Below are 20,504 nucleotides of genomic sequence, written 5' to 3'. Positions count from 1 at the left end.
TAATATCAACATTAAAAAAATATAGATCATGAGTTATCCATTATCAAAGTTTCATTTCTCAGTTGACTGGGGCGGAACAAAAATAGGTTTTACGGAAGTCTCCGGATTAGATGTAGAAACCGAAGTTATCGAGTACCGTCAGGGTGCAAGTCCGGAGTACAGCAAGATCAAGATGCCCGGCATGCAGAAGTTCTCTAACATTACAATGAAAAGAGGCACTTTTAAAAGCGATAATGAATATTATGCCTGGTGGAATTCGGTAAAACTAAATACTATCGAAAGAAGAGACATTACCATCAAATTACTAAACGAGGAACACGAACCCGTGATTACCTGGAAAGTAAAAAATGCATGGCCAACCAAAGTTCAGTCGACTGATTTAAAAGCCGACGGAAACGAAGTAGCAATCGAATCAGTGGAGTTAGTTCATGAAGGTTTATCGATTCAAAATGATTAATCATGGCTAACTATTATCCACCTGTCGGTTTTCACTTTTTAGTTGAATTTGAAGGTCTTGGCTCACAGGCAAAAGACCATCAGTTTCAATCGGTTTCCGGTTTATCTGTCGATATTGAAACTGAAGAGATAGCCGAAGGTGGTGAAAACAGATTCAAGCACAAACTTCCGGTAAAGACAAAATATCCAAACCTGACTTTAAAAAGGGGAATGCTGATTGATTCTGCAGTTATAGACTGGTGCCGCGATGCGATCGAAAACTTTGCATTTAAGCCCGTCAACCTGACAATCAAATTGCTCGACGAAGAACATCAGCCCTTGATTTCCTGGAATGTCGTTCACGCCTACCCTGTAAAATGGGCAGTTGAGGATTTTAATGCTGAAGAAAGTAAGCTCGTTGTCGAAAACTTTGAACTTACTTACAATTATTTCACTTTAATTAAAAGCTAGTCATGCCGATAGAAATAAAAGAGCTTCACATCAAGATAAACGTGAATGAAGGTTCTAAACCAAATTCTGATCCCAAAGCTCCAAAAAGCAAAGGGGAAGATCCGGTAGCCGAATGTGTAGAACAGGTATTGAAAGTAATTGAACGTAAAAAAGAGCGGTAATCATGGCTGGAGAATTAGAAAAACTAAAAGTTGTTGCTTATAGTGACCCGGAATTTAATACCAAAATTGCCGACGGTGAATTTTCTACTTTAATGAATCCGGAAAAGTACACGTATCACTATAAAATCGAAACCGATGAAACTCAGGCTTCCGGCACGAGTACGGTTTCGCCGAAGTTCAATAAAAAACTACCTGAAAATCTCGAACTCGATTTTGTCTTTGACAGATCTGGAGTAATTAACGGCTACGCAAGTTCTGACGATGGAATTATTGACGATATCGAGAAATTCAAGAAAGTAATTCTGGATTATAACGGCGACGAACACAAGCCTAATTATCTGATTATTTCCTGGGGAACATTGCTCTTTAAAGGCGCCATGACCGAAATGACGGTAGAATTCAAACTCTTCAAACCAGACGGAACGCCAATAAGAGCCATTGCAAAAGCCAAATTTCAGGGTTTTGTTGAAGATAATTTAAGAGCGGCAAAGGAAAACAATAAATCACCTGATTTAACGCATTACAGAACCGTAACAGATGGCGATACATTGCCTCTGATGTCTTTTAATATCTATGGAGATTCTAAGTATTATCTGGAAGTTGCAAAAGTGAATAACATTGTCAATTTCAGAAAACTAAAAACAGGGCAAAAACTATTTTTTCCACCCTTACAAAAACAATCCTGATGAACAATAGCGGAGTCATACAAACCAGTCAAAGTGCCGATTTAGTAACGCATAAAATTTTAATTGAAGGAGAAGAATTATCTAAAACCTATCAGGTAAAAAGTATTGTGGTACAAAATGAGGTCAACAGGATTCCTATGGCTCAAATTGTTCTGACAGACGGAGAAGCTTCTGAAAGAGATTTTAAATTAAGCAATGAAGATTTGCTGATTCCGGGGAAAAAAATTGAAATCACAGCCGGTTATCACAACGACGAAGAAACGATTTACAAAGGAATTGTCATCAAACATTCGATCAAAATAAAAAGCGGTGCCTCATTATTAATTATCGAATGCAAAGACGAAGCTGTAAAACTGACAATTGGCAGAAAAAGCAAATATTTCTATGATGTAAAAGACAGCGAAGCCTTTGAGGAAATTATCGATGCTTACGGATTAGAAAAAGATGTTGAAGCCACTAATTTCAGTCACAAAGAACTCGTTCAGTACAATACCTCAGATTGGGATTTTATAGTTTCAAGAGCACAGGCAAGCGGTAAACTTTGTTTCGTCGAAAATGGTAAAATCACCATCAGTAAACCAAATGTAACGGCAGAATCTGTTGAAACTGTAACTTTTGGTTCAAGCTTATTAGACTTTGATGCTGAAATAGATGCGAGAAATCAATTTGCAAAAGTGTCTTCGTACAGTTGGGATTACAGCAATCAGGAATTGGTCGAAATTGAAGCAAAAGACCCAAGTATTTCTTTAAATGGAAATTTAACGGCATCAGATTTAGCGGAAACGATCGAATTAGAAAATCTGGAATTACGTCATGGCGGAAACATATCTGATGTAGAACTTCAGGATTGGGCAGATGCTAAATTACTTTTTCAGCAATTATCAAAAATTCGCGGAAGAGTCAAATTTCAGGGAATTCCCGCAGTAAAACCGAACACTATTATTACACTCGAAGGCGTTGGTGACCGATTCAACGGAAAAGCCTATATAACAGGCGTTTTTCATGAAATATCAGAAGGAAACTGGACAATCGACGCACAATTTGGGTTGAATCCCGAATGGTTTTCTGAAACCTACGACATTCATACGCCAACAGGTTCGGGAATTATCGCCGCTATAAAAGGGCTTCACACCGGAATTGTAACACAACTCGAAAGTGATCCAAATGGCGAAGATCGGATTTTAGTCAAGATTCCAATCATCAACAATGAAGAACAGGGAATTTGGTGTCGTGTGGCTACGCCGGATGCGGGAGAAAACAGAGGTATTTTTTTCAGACCTGAAATCGAAGATGAAGTCATTATCGGATTTATAAATGAAGATCCCAATAATGCGATCGTTTTAGGAATGCTTCACAGCAGCGGAAAACCTGCTCCAATAACTGCTTCTGACGATAATCATCAAAAAGGAATTGTAACCCGAAGCGAGATGAAGGTTTTGTTTGACGATGAAAAAAAGTCAATCGGAATTGAAACTCCGGCAGGGAAAAAAATCACGCTCGACGAAGATAAAGGTGTTATTGTTATCGAAGACGAAAATTCGAATGTAATCACCATAGACAGCAAAGGCATAAAACTGGAAAGTGCCGGAAACATCGAATTTAAAGCCACCGGAGATATAAAAATCGAAGGAACCAATGTTTCGATAAAAGCCTCAGCACAATTCAAAGCCGAAGGCAGCGCTGGCGCAGAATTATCGTCTGGTGCCGCCGCAGTCTTAAAAGGAAGTATTGTTCAAATAAATTAAAATCATGGGAGCACCAGCCGCAAGAGTTTCAGATATGCATGTTTGCCCAATGGTAACAGCAACCGTTCCACATGTGGGCGGTCCAATTTTACCAGCCGGAGTTCCAACGGTTTTAATTGGCGGAGTTCCTGCAGCATGTGTTGGCGATATGGCAACCTGTACTGGTCCGCCAGACAGCATCGTAATGGGTTCATCGACGGTTTTGATTGGCGGGAAACCCGCCGCCAGAATGGGAGATTCAACAGCTCATGGCGGAACAATAGTCGCCGGATTAGCAACTGTTTTAATTGGATAGTTTAAACGCACTGTTTGTCATTTCGATCCCGAGGCTTCGGGATCGAAATCCTCGCAAGAAGCTCGACAAAGATTGGCAATTTTAGAAACGGAGTTACTCACGAGGATTTCTCCTTCGTCGAAATGACATAAAATGAGAAAAAACTTTGTGAGACTTTAAGCAATAATTAAACGCACTGTTTGTCATTTCGACGAAGGAGAAATCACATCCAGAGAGCGACGTACTGTATGTCTTCACTTTATGTGATTTCTCGTCCCTCGAAATGACAAACTAGATGAAACTGTTGTTATGAAAATGATTCCCCTAGCCCCGATAGAAGTGGAAATCCTTTTGTGGCGGGGTTCGCCACAAAAGATTGAAACGGATAGCGGGATTAGCTCCTGAAAAAAAATGTTCTAGAAATCGAAGTGACACAAAAACGAAAAAAACTTTGCGAGGCTTTAAGCAATAATTAAACGCACTGTTTGTCATTTCGACGAAGGAGAAATCACATCCAGAGAGCGACGTACTATATGTCTTCATTTTATGTGATTTCTCGTCCCTCGAAATGACAAACTAGACGATAATTGACCAGAAACTTGAATTAATTATGGAAAATGAACAAGCTTTTTTAGGAACCGGATGGAGTTTTCCACCAGAATTTAAGAGAATAACAAAATCTGTTATAATGATTTCTGATGAAGAAGATATTAAAAGCAGTCTTGAAATTCTATTGTCGACCAAAATAGGAGAACGCATTATGCTGCCAAAATACGGCTGCAATATGGACGAACTTATTTTTAATCCGCTCAACAGAACACTCAAAACCTTTGTATCTGAATTAGTAAGAACTGCCATTCTATACCACGAACCCCGAATTGACGTAGAGAAAATCGACATCACCCAGGGAGATGATTTAAATGGTGAAGTACTGGTATTTCTGGATTATAAAATAAGAGCAACCAACTCAAGAACCAATATGGTTTATCCTTTCTATAAAGAAGAAGGAACTAATCTTTAAATTAAAAATTGGGAATTAAAAATTAAAAATTCAATTCGAAGTTGGCTTTTAATGTGTTGAAAAAATTAGCAACAGATTAAAGAATTAAAACGATTAAAGAAAAATCTGCTCGATCTGCAAAATCTGCGAGAGAAAAAATTAGCCACAGATTAAAGGATTAAAAAAATCTGCGTGAATCTTTTTATCCCGATAGCTATCAGGAGTGGCAAAAAAAAGAAATCTGCAAAATCTGCGTGAAAAATATATAGCCACAGATTAAAGGATTAAAATGATTAAAAAAAAATCTGCTCGATCTGCAAAATCTGCGAGAGAAAAATTAGACACAAATTAAAGAATTAAAACGATTAAAAAAAATCTGCTTAAATCTTTTTAGATCTGCGTGAAAAAATAATTAATGACCCGAGTGAAGCAAACAAACCTAATAATTATACCCGGCGGGGTTAATATTTAATAGTATTATGTGTAACAACAGCGACCATACAAACGATATATTATTCAAACGAAATGGCACCGATCAGGGCGATCGCCTGAATACTATTCTCGATCCCGACAATTTGAAGCTACATGACTTTGATATCGAAGATTGGTTCCTTTTTACCTATAACTTCGCTAAACAAGTTAATTTTTTTGAAACAAACGACAGTGAAAATCCGTCTGGTGACTGGCAGGAGATTTTTGATCATTTTGGTCTTTTACCAAAAGATATTCCAAATAGAAAAGACAATCCTTATGCTATTTTAAAACAAGATATTTCAAAAATACTTGACGGTGTTGAGTTCGAAGGCACGCTTACACCACATATGACGCTTTTTGTGTGTTTCTTAAAACTCTTGGAATTATCTAAAACACGCTTTAATTTAATTACAAAAAAACATCTCGATTTCTTTTATAAAGATATTTTGCAAATCGAAAAACTTCCTGCAAAAGCTGATAAAGTTCATATTATTTTTGAATTGGCTAAAAAAAGTATCGAAGAACGAATTGCTCCACAAACGGAATTAGATGCCGGAAAAGATGCTGAAGGAAACAAACTTATCTATAAAACCACCGAAGAATTAATTGCGAATAAAGCCCAGATTACACAGCTTAAAAGTGTCTATAACGACATTAAATTAGGTCAAATAAAAGCAAGCGAAGTAGCGAATTCTCAAGATGGAAAAGGAGAAAGCCTTAAAGAAGAAACAAAATACTGGTTTCCATTTGGCTATACTTCTGTAGAAGAAAAATATACAGAACTTCCAGCGGCTAAACTTGGCTTTGCAATCGCTTCTCCGTTATTGGCGTTACAAGAAGGAGAACGAAATATTGATATTACAATCACTTTTAGTGAACCGTTTACTTTTGAAGCCGGACCAATTTCGGTAACAGATCTTACAGATAACATCAGTATTTTTTGCAGCGGCGAAAAAGAATGGCTTGGCGATTTTAAGTTGATTGGTACAGCTTCCCAATCCAATATTTCGGGAAAAGAATTAAGACTTGTTTTTCAGATTCCAAAAGATACGCCGGCAATTGTCAATTATAATCAGAAAGTATTAGGCGAAGCTTTTTCAAGCGACTTACCTATTATTCGATTTTTAATTCATACCGAAAATAAAAAAGGGCATACTTTATTTAGAAATTTAGTTACCCAAACCATCAGTGATATTAATGTAAAAGTTGATGTAAAAGACGTTAAATCACTATTATTAGAAAGCGATACAGGTTTGCTGAATGCAACCAAACCCTTCTACCCTTTTACGACACAACCTACAAAAGGTTCTTCGTTTCTGATCAATTATCCGGAGATATTTTCGAAAAAATGGAAAACTGTTGACGTTAGTATCAATTGGAAAAATACACCATCCTCTTTCAAAACTCATTATGATGCTTACAAAAGCAAGTATCTGAATACAATGAGCAAAAACATTTTCTATCAGGGAATGTTTATCGAAGAAATAGCTAAAGTATTAGTGGCAAACCAACCCGAAGATCCCCAGCCAAAAGAGCTAAAAGAGGCTATTGCTATAAATATTCCGGAGAATAAAACGATACTAAAACTAAACGATAATGTATCAGATCTGATTGTAGATTCAGATGATTATTTTAAGGCTACAGTTTCTGTATTGAATAAAGAAAACTGGGAAAACAAAGACACAAGCACCATATTATTTAAAAAGAATGATACGGCATATGAAACAAAATTCTCTGTAGCGGGAAGTACGTATGATATTGACAAAAGCGGTCCGATTCGGTTGACGTTAAATCAATCCTTTTTGCACTCTTTATATCCAAAAATTTATACGCTGGCTATAATGAGTAAAGTGGCCGAAACATTAATTCCAAACGAAGCTTATACACCATTTGCAGAAGCAATCAGTTTAAATTATACAGCAGAAGAAACCACCAATTTTACGCATCAAACAGAAGCAGAATACGAAACCGAACGTATAAAATTATTTCATGAAGCGCCTTTTGGACAAAGTGAAGAACATTCTTATCTAAAAAAACTCGCCCAACAAAAAGCTATTCTTGACGCAAACATTGCAATTACAAGCCGTTTGCTTCCTGATTATTGCAACGGAGGAGAATTTTATATCGGACTGGACGAAGCCGAAACTGCTCAACAAGTTGCCTTATTGTTTCAGATATTAGAAGGAAGTGAAAATCCTCTGGTGGATTCCTTTACAGGAAAACAAAAAGTACAATGGTCTGTGCTTTGCGATAATCAGTGGAAAAATATTGAAAATGACCTTTTGGCAAATTCCATCGATAATTTTCTAAAATCGGGAATTCTGAAATTTACGATTCCGAAACAAGCCACAAAAACAAACACGTTATTTCCCGATAACCTCATCTGGATCAAAGCCAAAATGCATAAAGCGTATGATGCCGTTTGTAAAGTTATCGATATAAAAACACAAGTCGTTGCTGCGGAATTCTATAACGATGAAAATGAATTATCGCATTTAGAAAAAGGATTGCCAGCTAAAACAATTTCTAAATTAATCAATAGAATCACACAAGTTAAAAGTGTTTCTCAGCCTTTTAATTCCTTTAACGGAAAACCTCAGGAATCTGATGATACGTATTACAAACGCGTAAGCGAGCGTCTTCGTCATAAAAACAGAGCGATAACACTTTGGGATTATGAGCATCTTATCCTTCAGGAATTTACGGAAGTATTCAGAGTAAAATGTCTGAACCATACGAATAATGAAACCAATTCGTTTCTTTCGCCCGGCGATGTGACTCTTATTGTTGTTCCTGATATTATCAACAAAAATGTCTTTGATATTTATGAGCCAAGAGTTAGTACGGCAACGCTGAATAAGATTCAGATTTATATCAATAACTTAAATAGCATGCACGTCGATGCTGTGGTTATCAATCCGGAATACGAAAAAGTGATTGTCAAATCAAGCGTAAAATTCTATCCGGAATATGATGAGAATTTCTATAAAAAACAGCTTAACGAAGACATTTCAAAATTCTTATCTCCGTGGGCATTTGATACTTCTCAGGATATTCTTTTTGGAATTGAATTACACCGAAGCACTGTCATTGATTACATCGAAAAATTATATTACGTAGACTATTTAGCCGAATTGGAAATGGCAAAACTCGATGACATTACAGAACCTGAAAATCCAAATGATGCTGTGTATGCTGCGCTGAAATTTCTGCCAATCGTATCGCCATCAAACCCAAAACGCATTCTCGTATCAGTAAAAAATCACATTATTTCTACAGATATAAAAACTTGTAAAGAACCAATCATTCAAGCACCAGAAAAATGTCAATACTAAATCCACATAGCACCATTCCTAAAAAAGTTGCCACAGAAGACGACTTGGATTTCTATTTTCTAAGAAAAAAAGGCATTCAGTATATCGAACAGCTTGGCGGCAAATTATGGACTGATTTTAACTCTCACGATCCTGGAATCACAATGCTGGAAATGCTTTGTTACGCCATAACTGATCTTGGAATGCGAATGAATCTGCCTATCGAAAACATTCTGGCTTCTAATGAAAAGAGCAAAGGAATTGCTTCTCAGTTTTTTAAAGCTTCAGAAGTATTGCCTACAAGTCCCGTAACGGCGATTGATTACAGAAAACTGTTTATCGATATCGAAGGCGTTAAAAATTGCTGGCCTGCAAAACACCAAAAAACAGTTTATGTAAATTGTAAAGAAGATAAATTATCCTATAATCCTAAAGATTTTAGTGAAGTTCCAAGAGGTTTCAAAAAGCAATTTGGACTTAAAGGATTATATGATCTTTATGTAGATTTTGAAAGTACAAATCCTTTGGAAATCAACAAAGTCAAAAACAAAATCAGAGAAAAATATCATGCGAACAGAAACCTTTGCGAAGATCTGATCAATATTATAAAAGTAGCCGAATTTCCGATAAAAATTTGTGCGAGCATTGAGGTAGATACTCAGGCAGATGAAGAAATGGTTCACGCGCTTGTATTGCACGCACTTGATGGTTATTTGTCGACAACTGTCAATTTTTATTCCATTCAGCAAATGATGGAAAAAGGATATACTTCCTTAGAAATTTTTGACGGACCAATTCTGGAACATGGTTTTATAGACACCAAAGAACTAATTGAAGCCGAACTAACCAGCGAAGTACGATTATCTGATATTATAAAATTAATCATGAATATTCCAGGAGTTATCACGATCAAAGATATCTCGATGGGAAATTGCGGAGACGGTGATATTGATCTAAACCAATGGCTAATTTGTCTGGAACAATATCAAAAACCGATTATTTGCTCTAAAAGTGTTTTCAATTACAATAAAGGTTTGCTTCCGCTAAATATAAACAAGACGCAAGTTGCTCTTTATTTGGAAGAAATTGAAGCTGTAAAAGATGCTGCTACGGATTTTTCGAGCCACAATAAAGAACTCAAAATACCAAATGGAAGTTATCTCGATATAGAAAGTTACACCACGATGCAAAACGATTTTCCGGATACGTACGGTATTGGCGAAGTTGGTTTGCCAACAAGAGCAACAACAGAACGAAAATCTCAGGCAAAACAGCTTAAAGGTTATCTTTTATTTTTTGATCAGATTTTGGGCAGTTATTTCAAACATTTAGGTCAGGTAAACGAAATGCTTTCGGTAAGTGGAAATTTAACCAAAACATTTTTTACCCAAGCCATAAAAGACATCGACGGACTTAGTGATTTGGTAACCAATTATCCTGAAAACAATGATGAATATCTAACAGAAATTCTCTTTGAACAACTGGACAATAATATCGAAAGAAGAAACGATATTCTGGACCATCTTTTAGGGCGTTTTGCAGAACGTTTTTCTGAATATGTTTTCATCAACAAAAGTATATATGGAACGGCTACAGACGAAGTGGTTCTTAAAACGAAAGAAGACTTTCTGAAAGATTATAAAATCGTAAGCAAAAACCGAGGCAATTCTTTTAACTATTACAAACAGCCGCACAGCAATTTATGGGATACCGATAATGTTTCGGGCGTAAAAAAGAGAATTTCCAGACTTTTGGGAATCAAAGATTACAATCGCAGACACCTTTCGGATTCGTTTGTTGATTTGTACCATTTTATAGATTCAGACAATCAGCTAGTGTATCGATGGAGAATTAGAGATACGGAAGATAATATTGTACTTTCTGCAACCACGGAATATTATGATACATCGAGAGCCAACAGAGAATTATATTTTGCGGTTTTGCAAATCATCCAAACCAGAGAATATAAAGTCGAAGAAGCTTTCAAAAACGGAATTTCTGATCCTGAAGTTATCGATAATATTCAGATTCATCAGGCAGATTCCGGCAAGTATTCTTATGATATCATAAATCCGTTAATCACAGACGAAGACAATCGGGACCGAATTATTGCAAAACGATATACATACTATGAAACATTGGCAGAAGTAAAAAAATCGATTCTGGATTTGATCTATTTCATGAAAGAAGTTTTTACGGAGGAAGGAATGTTTATTGTCGAACACATGATGCTTCGTCCCGATGTAAATCTCATTACGGTAAATCCGGAAACCTTTTTACCAATTTGTACCGATGAATGCAAAACCTGCGAACCTTTAGACCCTTACTCCTATCGCGTGAGCATTGTATTGCCGGGATATACGTTACGTTTCGCCAATACCGATTTTAGAAACTATATGGAAAAGGTAATCAAGGAAGAATTACCATCGCATGTATTGGCAAAAATTTGCTGGATTGGACATCGGAAAAATGAAATTGATAATCCGGCAGAAAACGAACTTTTGCGGTTTGAAAACTCCTATAAAGCCTATTTGTTTGCCAAAACGGTCTTAAATCAGGAACAGCCGGAACCTCAACTTATAGAATTTATTAGCGCGCTTTCTAATCTTAGCAATTTATATCCTACGGGAAGATTGTTTGATTGCAGCGACGAAAATGAAAATCAATACGAAAAAATAATATTAGGAAAAACGAATTTAGGCTCACTATAAAAACCATTCAAAATGTTAGCAAAACTTTCAACCATAACAACTTTGTACCGAAAATTTACAAAAAATCAGGTACTTACAGAGGGACATCTCAACGAGATTGTAGATTATTTTGATGATCAGGACCGTATTTCCAGAATTGGTCTTAGTGGCGTGGGCATCATTTGTGGTTTTCAGGTCTCTTATAGCGAATCTGCAAAAAACATCTCGATAACGCAAGGCAGCGGAATCACGACTGATGGCGATCTTATACACTTGTACAATAGTTTGCCTAATGGTGACAAAATAATTGAGCTTGAAAGCAAGCAATACACGCATTATAAAGTATATGACAATAAAAAAGCAGCCTACAAACCTTATTTCTACAATGGCAGCGATCAGCTTGAAATTTTCGAACTCTTAACATACGAACAGCAAGCGCTTGATAATGCCAATACTTTCCCGATACAATATCTTAAAGACAATACCGGACTTGACGTAAATGATGCCGTAATATTATTGTATATCGAATCGTATGAAAAAGATTCAGATCTCTGTGTGAGTCTTTCCTGCGACAATCAGGGATTGGAAATTATAGGCAATCACAAAGCATTATTGGTTAGTAAACCTGTTGCGACTCAAATCAACAGTCACGATAAATTTATTACCTCAGTCAATTTTTCTAATCTGTATTATAAATTGCCAACCGTAATTTCGAACCGCATTGTATTACAGCCGGAAAACTTCGTTAATTATGATGAAGTTAAAAAGAATTTCGCCTACGGAATCTTCAAAAACAATGTCGTTAATAAACTTCGTGATGGTTTCGATCTACTTTTAAACGGTTTGCAAATGCCGCTTATGCTGGCTTCCATCAAAAAGAATCTCGCAGAATTATACAATTTTGACAAGAATAATATTCCTCCCGATTTTCAATACAGATATGATCTTCTCAACGATTTAATTGATACTTATAACGAGATAAAACTCTTATTATCTAATATGGACGGCGAATTTTGTTGTCCGGATATCAAATCATTTCCGAAACATTTAATGTTGGGAGAAGTATTAAAAACAGGTCCTTGTTACGAATACCGACACAGTTTTTACAAATCGCCTTTGCTTACAGGACAAAATCTGAGCACTTGCAACGATTGTCTGCCGTTTGATCCGCTTATTGAACTTGGCAAAGAAGAAATGGTTACGGAATTTGTTATCGATCTGGAAGGCAAAGAAGTTAAAATTTGCTACGGAAAAAATACAGATTTACAGAAATTGTACAGCCTTATAAAACGCTGTGTGCAACTATTGGCAAACTACAACGTAAATTATAATGTTATAAAAATTACGCCAAGTTTTGAATTGGGTTCTTTAGCCAAAAAAGCAATTCCGTTTTATAATAATGTTGGAAATCATCTGATTGAACTTTGGGATTACGAAAAAACCAACATCGGAAAACAACGCAGCAACAGAAGTTATCACGACAATTTTCTAAATACAAAACGTCCGCTGGAATTTATTGCAGATTCTGATTTTTACAGAATTGAAGGGCATCACGGCAAGAATTACAAAGAAGCACTAAAAACAATTCAGGAAATAAGACGTCAGAATGGTTTAGGATTTAATGTCGTTGTTCTTGGTATAAATGCTTTTGAAGCGCAGGAAGTGATCGAGAATTTCACGTCTTACTATTTGAACAAAAATCATGGCTACGAACATAAAGCCGGTGTAGCTCCGGGCGGAACCTTTGTTATGATTTATATCGAAGGCGAATACAGCCAATATCCGTATTATTATGGCTATGGTTATCCGTATGAATTTCCACGCGGAAATTCTCTTGCAGGTGATTTTGAAAAAGAAGGCGATAATGGAGAATCTGTTGTGTTAAACCCTATTATAGCCGACTTTACTTTGCCTTATTTATGTTGTGATGATAATGTAATATCGTTGTCTTTACCTGTAAATAAACTTTGTTTTGATGACACAACTTCTTATTATCCATTTCATGTAACGCCAACGGGAGGTTTTGTAAAAGCTGATCTTGACGAAGATTTAAATGGCGGAGTGACCACAAACCAATTTGGCGAATTTGTTTTTGATCCAAAATTGGTCAGCGAAGAATTAATAGGCAAACCAATCACTTTTACGGTCAATAATTTTGAAACCAAATGTGAAATAACCATTTTCAAAAAACCCAAATTTGATTTTACGATAGTCATTACCAAATCAGATACAAGCAATGAAGTCACGGCTGATTTTGAAATTACAAGCGAAAATCAGGAAGGAATGAAATACGTTTGGGATTTTGGAGACGGAAGCGAAAGAGTTAGTACGACCGAAACCAAAATGCAGCGTATTTATAAATATGAATTGCCTGTTAAAGACGCTTTCTCTTTTCCTGTAACCGTTGTTGGAGATAATGGAAACTGCAATTTTACCGTAAAACATTCCGTAATTTTTGAAATTACAGGTATAAAAGTGAGCATCGACAACAGATTAATCTGTAGAAATGATGTAGATCCTCATCTTTTAACTACCGAATCTAAAACCAGAAAAATAATCCTTTCCGGTGATGGGGTTTCTCAAAATGATGCCGGACAATACGTTTTCATTGGCAGCAATGTTCCAAAAGAGATAGACAAAGTTGTTATTCTAGTAAATGGCAAACCTTCGGATCTTGAAATTACCATGCAAAATGCGCCATTTGCCCGCTTTAATTATTCGATAGAAAACAGTGAACTTGTATTGACCAACAATTCTACAAACGCAGAATTTTATACCTGGAAAATAGCCGATGAAAAAGTAGAAACCGAATCTAAAGATCCTATCAAACGTCCGCTTTCTCTGTATAATACTTCATCAATTGTAATCTCGCTTTCTGCAATGAACAAAAGATGCGGTGAAACTATAGACGGTCCAAAAGATGTAATTCTTAGAGAAAGAATTCCTGTAAATACGTGTTTGAAAACTGCTACTGCATTTATCAAAAAAACAATTCCGGCTTTTGAAGATATAAAACAACAACCCGGAATAGAAAGATACAGTAAAGAAACGATCTCTCTAATCGACGAAATTGAAAGACAATTTAATACCGTCGATGAGAAAACTGACACCTTTATAAATGGTGATTCTAATGATCAATTGGGCGAAATGTATCGAGACAGCATTTACGATTCATTCCTATCGGCGGTAAGAAATACGAAACTCGATGAAGAGAGAACAGTATTGAGTTTCCTTATCGAAAGTCACATCTCATTATTTTACACGATCCTAAAATGTCAAAAACCGGAACGTCTTAAAGAATTCGAAAAACAAATTGTAACCATTACAACTCGTTTTGACAACTTGTTTCAAGGTTTTATAAAAATCAAATACAACACCGATCCTAACGGAACATTCAAAAAATTCTTGTCAGGTGTGACAGCTTCGTTTAAAGATCTTCAATTTATTCTGGATGCAATTCAATCACATTTAAACAATTTAGGATAAATGCAGACTGCAAACAGACATATTATCAATAAATTATTCTTTGAGGTTAATACGGCTTCTAAAAAAAACGCGTACGACTTAAAAGATAATCTGGACACGTTTCTAAAAGTGGAATTATTTCCGCTTTTAGAAACGTATTTTGATACGCTTGATAAAAAAATGCCATCGCACAGTATTCAGATCGAAAAACTAAACATGGATCTTTCTGTATCGGATGATATTGATTTTAGTAATCTGAAATTGGAAATCATGAACCAATTTCAAAACCAAATCGAGAAACAAATCGAAAGTGGTTTTACCGATACAAAACAATACACTTTCGTTAATAACAGAGAAAAAAGCCTGAATGAGTTCTTCAGCTTTTTAGAAACGGGAACAAATCCCTGGTGGGCAATTTCAAAAGATGTCTTGGATAACAATACTGATAATCCATTTGAGAAAATGATTAGCGACAAAGCTTTTGGTTTAAAACTAATTCACACCTTAGAAAATCGCCAAACCAGAACCCGATTTATAAAACAATTATCAGACGATCAGATTTATTTTATTCTGAAAAATACATTTCTTTTAGAACTCCCTTCTGAAGAAACTACTTTAAAAAGTATTACTTTAATTAAAGACACTTTAAAAGCTCTTCTTTCGGAATCTAGACAAGAATTACATCAAAGAAATTTAGTTTGGGATATAATCCTTTCGCAATTATTAAAACACAACGACAGCATTATAAAAGATAAATTATCGTATCTGATTGCTTCTTTTGACATTATTAGAAAATACAATCCAACGTTTGCTTTAGAATACATCAATATTCAGATAACAAATAAATCGGCTTTAGATATTCTAAGTAATCTTGCAAATGAAGTTTTGATTATACACACTATTCTCGAACAAAAAGCTTCGGAAATAATTCAGAACAATAATAATCATCAGAATAAATCATCAGAATCAGATATTTCAAAAACCGATAAATCTTTGGCTTTAAGCCCGAAAAAAGAGGCTGAAATAAACGCTGTTTTCAAAACTGAAGAAGAAACCGAAGAAGAAGAAATTCTCAAACCTTCTTTGTTTTTAATTGACGAAATAACTGCTGAAATTCCGGCAAATCATTATGTAAACAATGCGGGATTAATACTGATTCATCCCTTTTTGAAACAGCTTTTTACAAATTGCAAATTACTAAATAAGGACAATTCTATAAATAATACCGAGGTTGCGGCACATCTTTTACATTATCTCGCTACAGCCAAAGAACAGGATTATGAACATGAAATGGTGTTCGAAAAATTGTTGTGCAACATTCCAATAGATCAAACCATCAATAGAAATATTACACTGTCTGATGAGGTAAAAAGTCATGCTAATGAAATGCTTCGGGCGGTTCTAGACCATTGGGAAGTCATGAAGAAATCTTCGGTGGCTTTATTACAAAATGAATATTTGCAAAGACCCGGAAAAATAATTCTTACGGGCGATAATCCTAAAGTCATTGTAGAAAGAAAAACACAAGACATCTTGCTGGATAAAATCAGCTGGAATATCGGAATTGTAAAACTGGCATGGAAAAACAAAGTAATTTTTGTGGACTGGTAATTTTAAAAGATATGGAAACCGAAGAAGAAAAAATTCTAAAGGAAGATGAAAAAAACATTTTCTATGAGCAGCAACAAGCACTTAGAAATGTTTTTGAAAAACTCGATATGTCGAAAGTTGCCTTCGTAGGCGGAATCGCTGATTATATAAATCTCCGTGATTATTATGATATGCCGGTAAATGATCTGGATATTATTTATGAAGATGAGGCTGTTTTATCACCAATTCAGGAAGAAGACGGGATTACACGATTTTATAGCCGGTTTTATAACAAAGGCAAAGAAGTTTTGGTTTCAGAATATTTTGTCAACAATAGAAATGTCCACACGGATTATTATAAAAGAGTTTTCTCGGAAATAAGACTTACCCAATCTCCCCTATTAGGTCAAATGGTTTGGCACGCAACTTTTAATGAAATGAAAGAATTTCATAACACGCAAATCCCCGAAGTAACCTCGCAGGTAATGGGTCACAAATACGAATGGAAAAGGCTTTATAAACACAGCAAAAAGGCTTCGTTATACAACAACGTTTGCTATCTCCAGGAAAAACAACTGCTACAAACGCTAAAAAAATGATTATGAAAGAAGAACCAAGAATTATATACAGTCTCGATGCTTTTCCGCTGATCAATAACCGTTGGCAAATGGGCAATAAACTCAAAGAAACCATCTATATGACGGCTTTGAGCATTTTATACAGTCATCTTTGGTACAAAGACATTGAGCTTTATGCAGACGAAACGGCATATAAATTTCTATATATGCTGCCTTGCCGAGTTACAAAAGTGAGTAATGAAAAAAATAAGGATCTCTGGATGAAATCTAAAATTCATGCGATCGAAAAACAGACCAAACCCTTTGTTCATCTCGATACGGATGTATTTATAAAAAGGAAAATCGACTTTAATTTCGATACCATTATTCTCGAACGAAAAGAATGCGGCTATGAAATCCATTACAAGAAACAAATTGATTTCTTTAACCAATATACCAAACATTTACCTTACTGGCATTCCAATTTAGGACACTCTTACAGTTGCGGAATATTGGGTTTTAATGATCTCACGCTTCGCAATAATTTCGTGAATGCTTATTATGATATGGAAGCCATATTTATAGCACATCGTGAAGAATATACTCCGTTAAAACAGCAAGGTTTTGAGCCTTGTATTGTAATCGAACAATACAATCTCGCCTCGATATTAGACTATAATAACATTAAACCTTCTTTACTGCTTAAAGGAAGAAATATAAATGAGCAAAGCATTTATGCCAATGAAATGGGTTATAGCCATCTTTTTGGTACTAGAAAGTACAAAAAAGACATTACAGAAGAAATTGAATATCGACTGTTTAAAATATTTCCGTATTGGTACGCTCAAATAAAAATTGAATTAGAAAAACATCAAATAATTCAGAAAGATGAGGTTCATCCCAGAATTATGGTAGCATAAAATTTGTTTCACGCAGATTTTAAAAAAGATTTAAGCAGATTAAAAAAGATTTTTTATCTCTCGCAGATTATGCAGATTGAGCAGATTAAAAAAACGTGCTGTTTGTCATTTCGAGGAACGAGAAATCTCCGCGAGAAGCTCGACAAAGATTAGACAATCATCTGCGTGCATCGGCTTAAATCTTTTTAAAATCTGCGTGAAAAATTGAAATGCATAAGTTTTTGCCACAGATTAATGGATTAAAAAGATTTTTATTTCTCGCAGATTATGCAGATTGAGCAGATTAAAAAAACGTGCTGTTTGTCATTTCGAGGAACGAGAAATCTCCGCGAGAAGCTCGACAAAGATTGAATAATCATCTGCGTGCATCTGCTTAAATCTTTTTAAAATCTGCGTGAAAAAACATAAATTTTATAACATAATCAAGTTATGAGAACTTTAGAAAACAAAAAGCCGGACAATCACTCCTCTTCTCCTTTTTTTGGACCAAAAATCCAAAAGAAACTAACGACCGGTACCGTAGGAGACAAATATGAAGTTGAAGCAGATAATGTTGCCGATAAAGTCGTAAACAAACAAAAAGGTGGTGGATTATTACAATCCAAAGCAGAAGACGGAGTGCAGAGAAAACCAATTTCGGAAACTATATCAACAGTTCAAAAGCAAGATTTGGAACAAGAAAAACCGGTTCAGAAAAAAGGCAAAGAAAAGGAAGAAGAGAAAAAGAAAATACAGAAAAAAGCCGATAAAGAAGAGGACAAAAAAGTTCAGAAAAAGGGTAAAGAAAAAGAGGACGATAAAAAGAAAATTCAAAAAAAGGCCGATAAAGACGACGATAAAAAAGTCCAGAAAAAGGGTAAAGAAAAAGAGGACGACAAAAAGAAAATACAAAAAAAGTCTGATAAAGACGAAGATAAAAAAGTCCAAAAAAAGGGTAAAGAAAAAGAAGACGACAAAAAGAAAATACAAAAAAAAGGCAAAGATAAAGAAGAAGATAAAAAGAAACCTGTTCAGAAAAAATCAAATAATAGCGAATCTACCACCAGCAGCAACAAATTAGAGAGTAATTTAAAAAGCAGTAAAGGCGGTGGATCTCCACTTTCAAAAGGGGTAAAAAGCGAAATGGAATCTGGTTTTGGAACTGATTTCAGTCAGGTTCGCATCCATACCGATAATAATGCCACACAAATGAGTCAGGATTTAGGTGCTCAGGCTTTTACAAACGGAAATGATATTTATTTTAATTCCGGAAAATATGATGCCAATAGCAAACAAGGCAAGCATTTATTGGCACACGAACTTACGCATACCGTACAACAAAGTTCTACAATTCAAAAAAAAGAACAGCCTCAAATACAACGAAGCTGGCTTGGCGATGCCTGGGACAGCGCAACAGATACCGTAAGCGATGGCTGGGATGCTGCAACGGGAGCAGTTTCTGATGCGGCGTCAAGTGTTGCAGATACAGTAAGCGAAGGTTGGGATGCTGCGACAGGAGCAGTTTCTGACGCCGCCTCAAGTGTTGCAAGCGGTTTAAGTTCGGCTTGGGATACTGCAACTACATTTCTTGGAGATGCCGCTTCTTCTGCATGGGAAGGTCTGAAATCATTAGGCAGCGATGCGCTTGATTGGTTGTCCGGTGCTGCATCTTATGTTTGGGACGGAATCAAATGGTTTGGAAGTAAAGCGTGGGATATCATCAAAGTTATAGGAACTTATTTGTGGGACAAACTATGTTTATTAGGCAACAATGTCTGGTCATTCATTTCTAATATTCCATCCAGATTATGGAGAATAATTGTTCATGGTTGGGACGGAATAGTAGGTGCCTTAGGCTGGGCTTGGGACGGATTAAGTGGCGCAGCGGGACATTTATGGCAAGGCGTCAAAGGTGTTTTTGGCTGGTTAGGAAGTGGTATAACAGGAGCAGCAAATTGGTTATTAGAGGGTGTAGTTGCCGGATATGACTGGGCAGTAGATTTTGTCAATGCTCCAAGCTTGTCTAAACTCTGGAATGCCTTAACAGGAACTTTGGGTTGGGTCTGGAAAGGTATTTCCGGATTTGCAAAATGGGGATGGGATGGTGTCGTGGGTGCAGCAATCTGGGCTTGGCAAGGAATTAAAGGTTTTGCTTCCTGGATCTGGGATGGTGTTTTGGGCGGACTTACCTGGGCAGGAAAAATGTTATTATACATTATAGATTTACTTGGAATCTTCGAAATATTACAACTTTTATGGGGGCTGATTTTTAGAATGAGAAAATTAACAGATGTAGAAATAAGCGCCTCTCTACAAGTACATCCCGCGGGAATGATTCCGTATGATCAGGTATATGTAGACGAAGGATCTCTGGTTGCTTTTATCGGAGGATATTTTTCCGGAGGAGGTTACAGAGCAGTAACAACGGCACATATAATTCATGCTGCACCGGGAGAAGATACCGCCACAATGGTTCACGAATTATCGCATGTAGCGCAATATGAGCACGCAGGATCTGTATATATGGCGCAAGCAATTCATGCACAAGCTTTTGGCGAAGGTTATGGATATGTCAATACGGATGGAACATTTAAACATCAGCATTTTAATGAATTCAACAGAGAACAGCAAGCCTCAATATGCGAGGATTATTACAGAGCTCTAAATGGCGGAGGCGGACATGCTTCTGCAGGCGCTCTGCAGCCTTTTGTAAATGAAATGAGAGCCGGTAAATTTTAAAAAT

Annotated in this window: 14 protein-coding genes; all 14 read left to right on the top strand. The window is 36.1% G+C overall.

What is annotated here, in order from left to right; genetic code table 11:
• Window positions 1-28 precede the first annotated feature (28 nt).
• The 14 genes from EAH81_RS01455 to EAH81_RS01395 all read left to right on the top strand — a co-directional run bounded on the left by EAH81_RS01455 (window position 29) and on the right by EAH81_RS01395 (window position 20,500).
• Window positions 29-457, top strand: a complete 429-nt coding sequence (locus tag EAH81_RS01455) for a phage tail protein (RefSeq protein ID WP_140502951.1) — start codon at window positions 29-31, stop codon at window positions 455-457.
• A 2-nt stretch (window positions 458-459) separates the two neighbouring features.
• Complete coding sequence (locus EAH81_RS01450) at window positions 460-906, top strand: phage tail protein (RefSeq protein ID WP_140502949.1); 447 nt, start codon at window positions 460-462, stop codon at window positions 904-906.
• Window positions 907-908: 2 nt separating this feature from the next.
• Window positions 909-1,067 carry a DUF5908 family protein gene (locus EAH81_RS27620; protein ID WP_170214112.1) on the top strand — a complete coding sequence of 53 codons (159 nt, stop codon included), beginning with the start codon at window positions 909-911 and terminating at the stop codon, window positions 1,065-1,067.
• 2 nt (window positions 1,068-1,069) lie between these two features.
• Window positions 1,070-1,753, top strand: a complete 684-nt coding sequence (locus EAH81_RS01445; RefSeq protein ID WP_206669066.1) for a CIS tube protein — start codon at window positions 1,070-1,072, stop codon at window positions 1,751-1,753.
• The gene (vgrG, locus tag EAH81_RS01440) at window positions 1,753-3,498 is read left to right on the top strand and encodes a type VI secretion system tip protein VgrG (protein ID WP_140502945.1); all 1,746 of its coding nucleotides are present in this window, start codon (window positions 1,753-1,755) and stop codon (window positions 3,496-3,498) included. The genes EAH81_RS01445 and vgrG overlap by 1 nt, the downstream gene beginning before the upstream one ends.
• Window positions 3,499-3,502: 4 nt before the next feature.
• Window positions 3,503-3,793, top strand: a complete 291-nt coding sequence (locus EAH81_RS01435) for a PAAR domain-containing protein (RefSeq protein ID WP_140502942.1) — start codon at window positions 3,503-3,505, stop codon at window positions 3,791-3,793.
• Window positions 3,794-4,382: 589 nt separating this feature from the next.
• The gene (locus EAH81_RS01430) at window positions 4,383-4,793 is read left to right on the top strand and encodes a GPW/gp25 family protein (protein WP_140502940.1); all 411 of its coding nucleotides are present in this window, start codon (window positions 4,383-4,385) and stop codon (window positions 4,791-4,793) included.
• 458 nt (window positions 4,794-5,251) lie between these two features.
• Window positions 5,252-8,581 (top strand): baseplate J/gp47 family protein, encoded by a 3,330-nt coding sequence (locus EAH81_RS01425; RefSeq protein WP_140502938.1) that lies wholly within the window; start codon window positions 5,252-5,254, stop codon window positions 8,579-8,581.
• Window positions 8,569-11,271, top strand: coding sequence for a hypothetical protein (locus EAH81_RS01420; protein ID WP_140502936.1), 2,703 nt, complete (start codon window positions 8,569-8,571; stop codon window positions 11,269-11,271). Before EAH81_RS01425 ends, EAH81_RS01420 begins: the two co-directional genes overlap by 13 nt.
• Before the next feature lie 12 nt (window positions 11,272-11,283).
• Entirely contained in the window at window positions 11,284-14,736 is a 3,453-nt protein-coding gene (locus EAH81_RS01415; RefSeq protein ID WP_140502934.1) for a hypothetical protein, read from the top strand.
• Window positions 14,737-16,326 carry a contractile injection system tape measure protein gene (locus tag EAH81_RS01410; protein WP_140502932.1) on the top strand — a complete coding sequence of 530 codons (1,590 nt, stop codon included), beginning with the start codon at window positions 14,737-14,739 and terminating at the stop codon, window positions 16,324-16,326.
• Complete coding sequence (locus EAH81_RS01405; protein ID WP_241676489.1) at window positions 16,293-16,904, top strand: hypothetical protein; 612 nt, start codon at window positions 16,293-16,295, stop codon at window positions 16,902-16,904. Before EAH81_RS01410 ends, EAH81_RS01405 begins: the two co-directional genes overlap by 34 nt.
• A gap of 2 nt (window positions 16,905-16,906) precedes the next feature.
• Entirely contained in the window at window positions 16,907-17,782 is an 876-nt protein-coding gene (locus tag EAH81_RS01400) for a DUF6734 family protein (RefSeq protein ID WP_140502930.1), read from the top strand.
• A 429-nt stretch (window positions 17,783-18,211) separates the two neighbouring features.
• The gene (locus EAH81_RS01395) at window positions 18,212-20,500 is read left to right on the top strand and encodes a DUF4157 domain-containing protein (RefSeq protein WP_140502928.1); all 2,289 of its coding nucleotides are present in this window, start codon (window positions 18,212-18,214) and stop codon (window positions 20,498-20,500) included.
• Window positions 20,501-20,504: the final 4 nt, after the last annotated feature.

The organism is Flavobacterium pectinovorum (assembly GCF_006438875.1).
In the GTDB taxonomy this organism is placed as follows: domain Bacteria; phylum Bacteroidota; class Bacteroidia; order Flavobacteriales; family Flavobacteriaceae; genus Flavobacterium; species Flavobacterium pectinovorum_A.
This window is presented reverse-complemented; position numbering and strand designations above follow the sequence as displayed.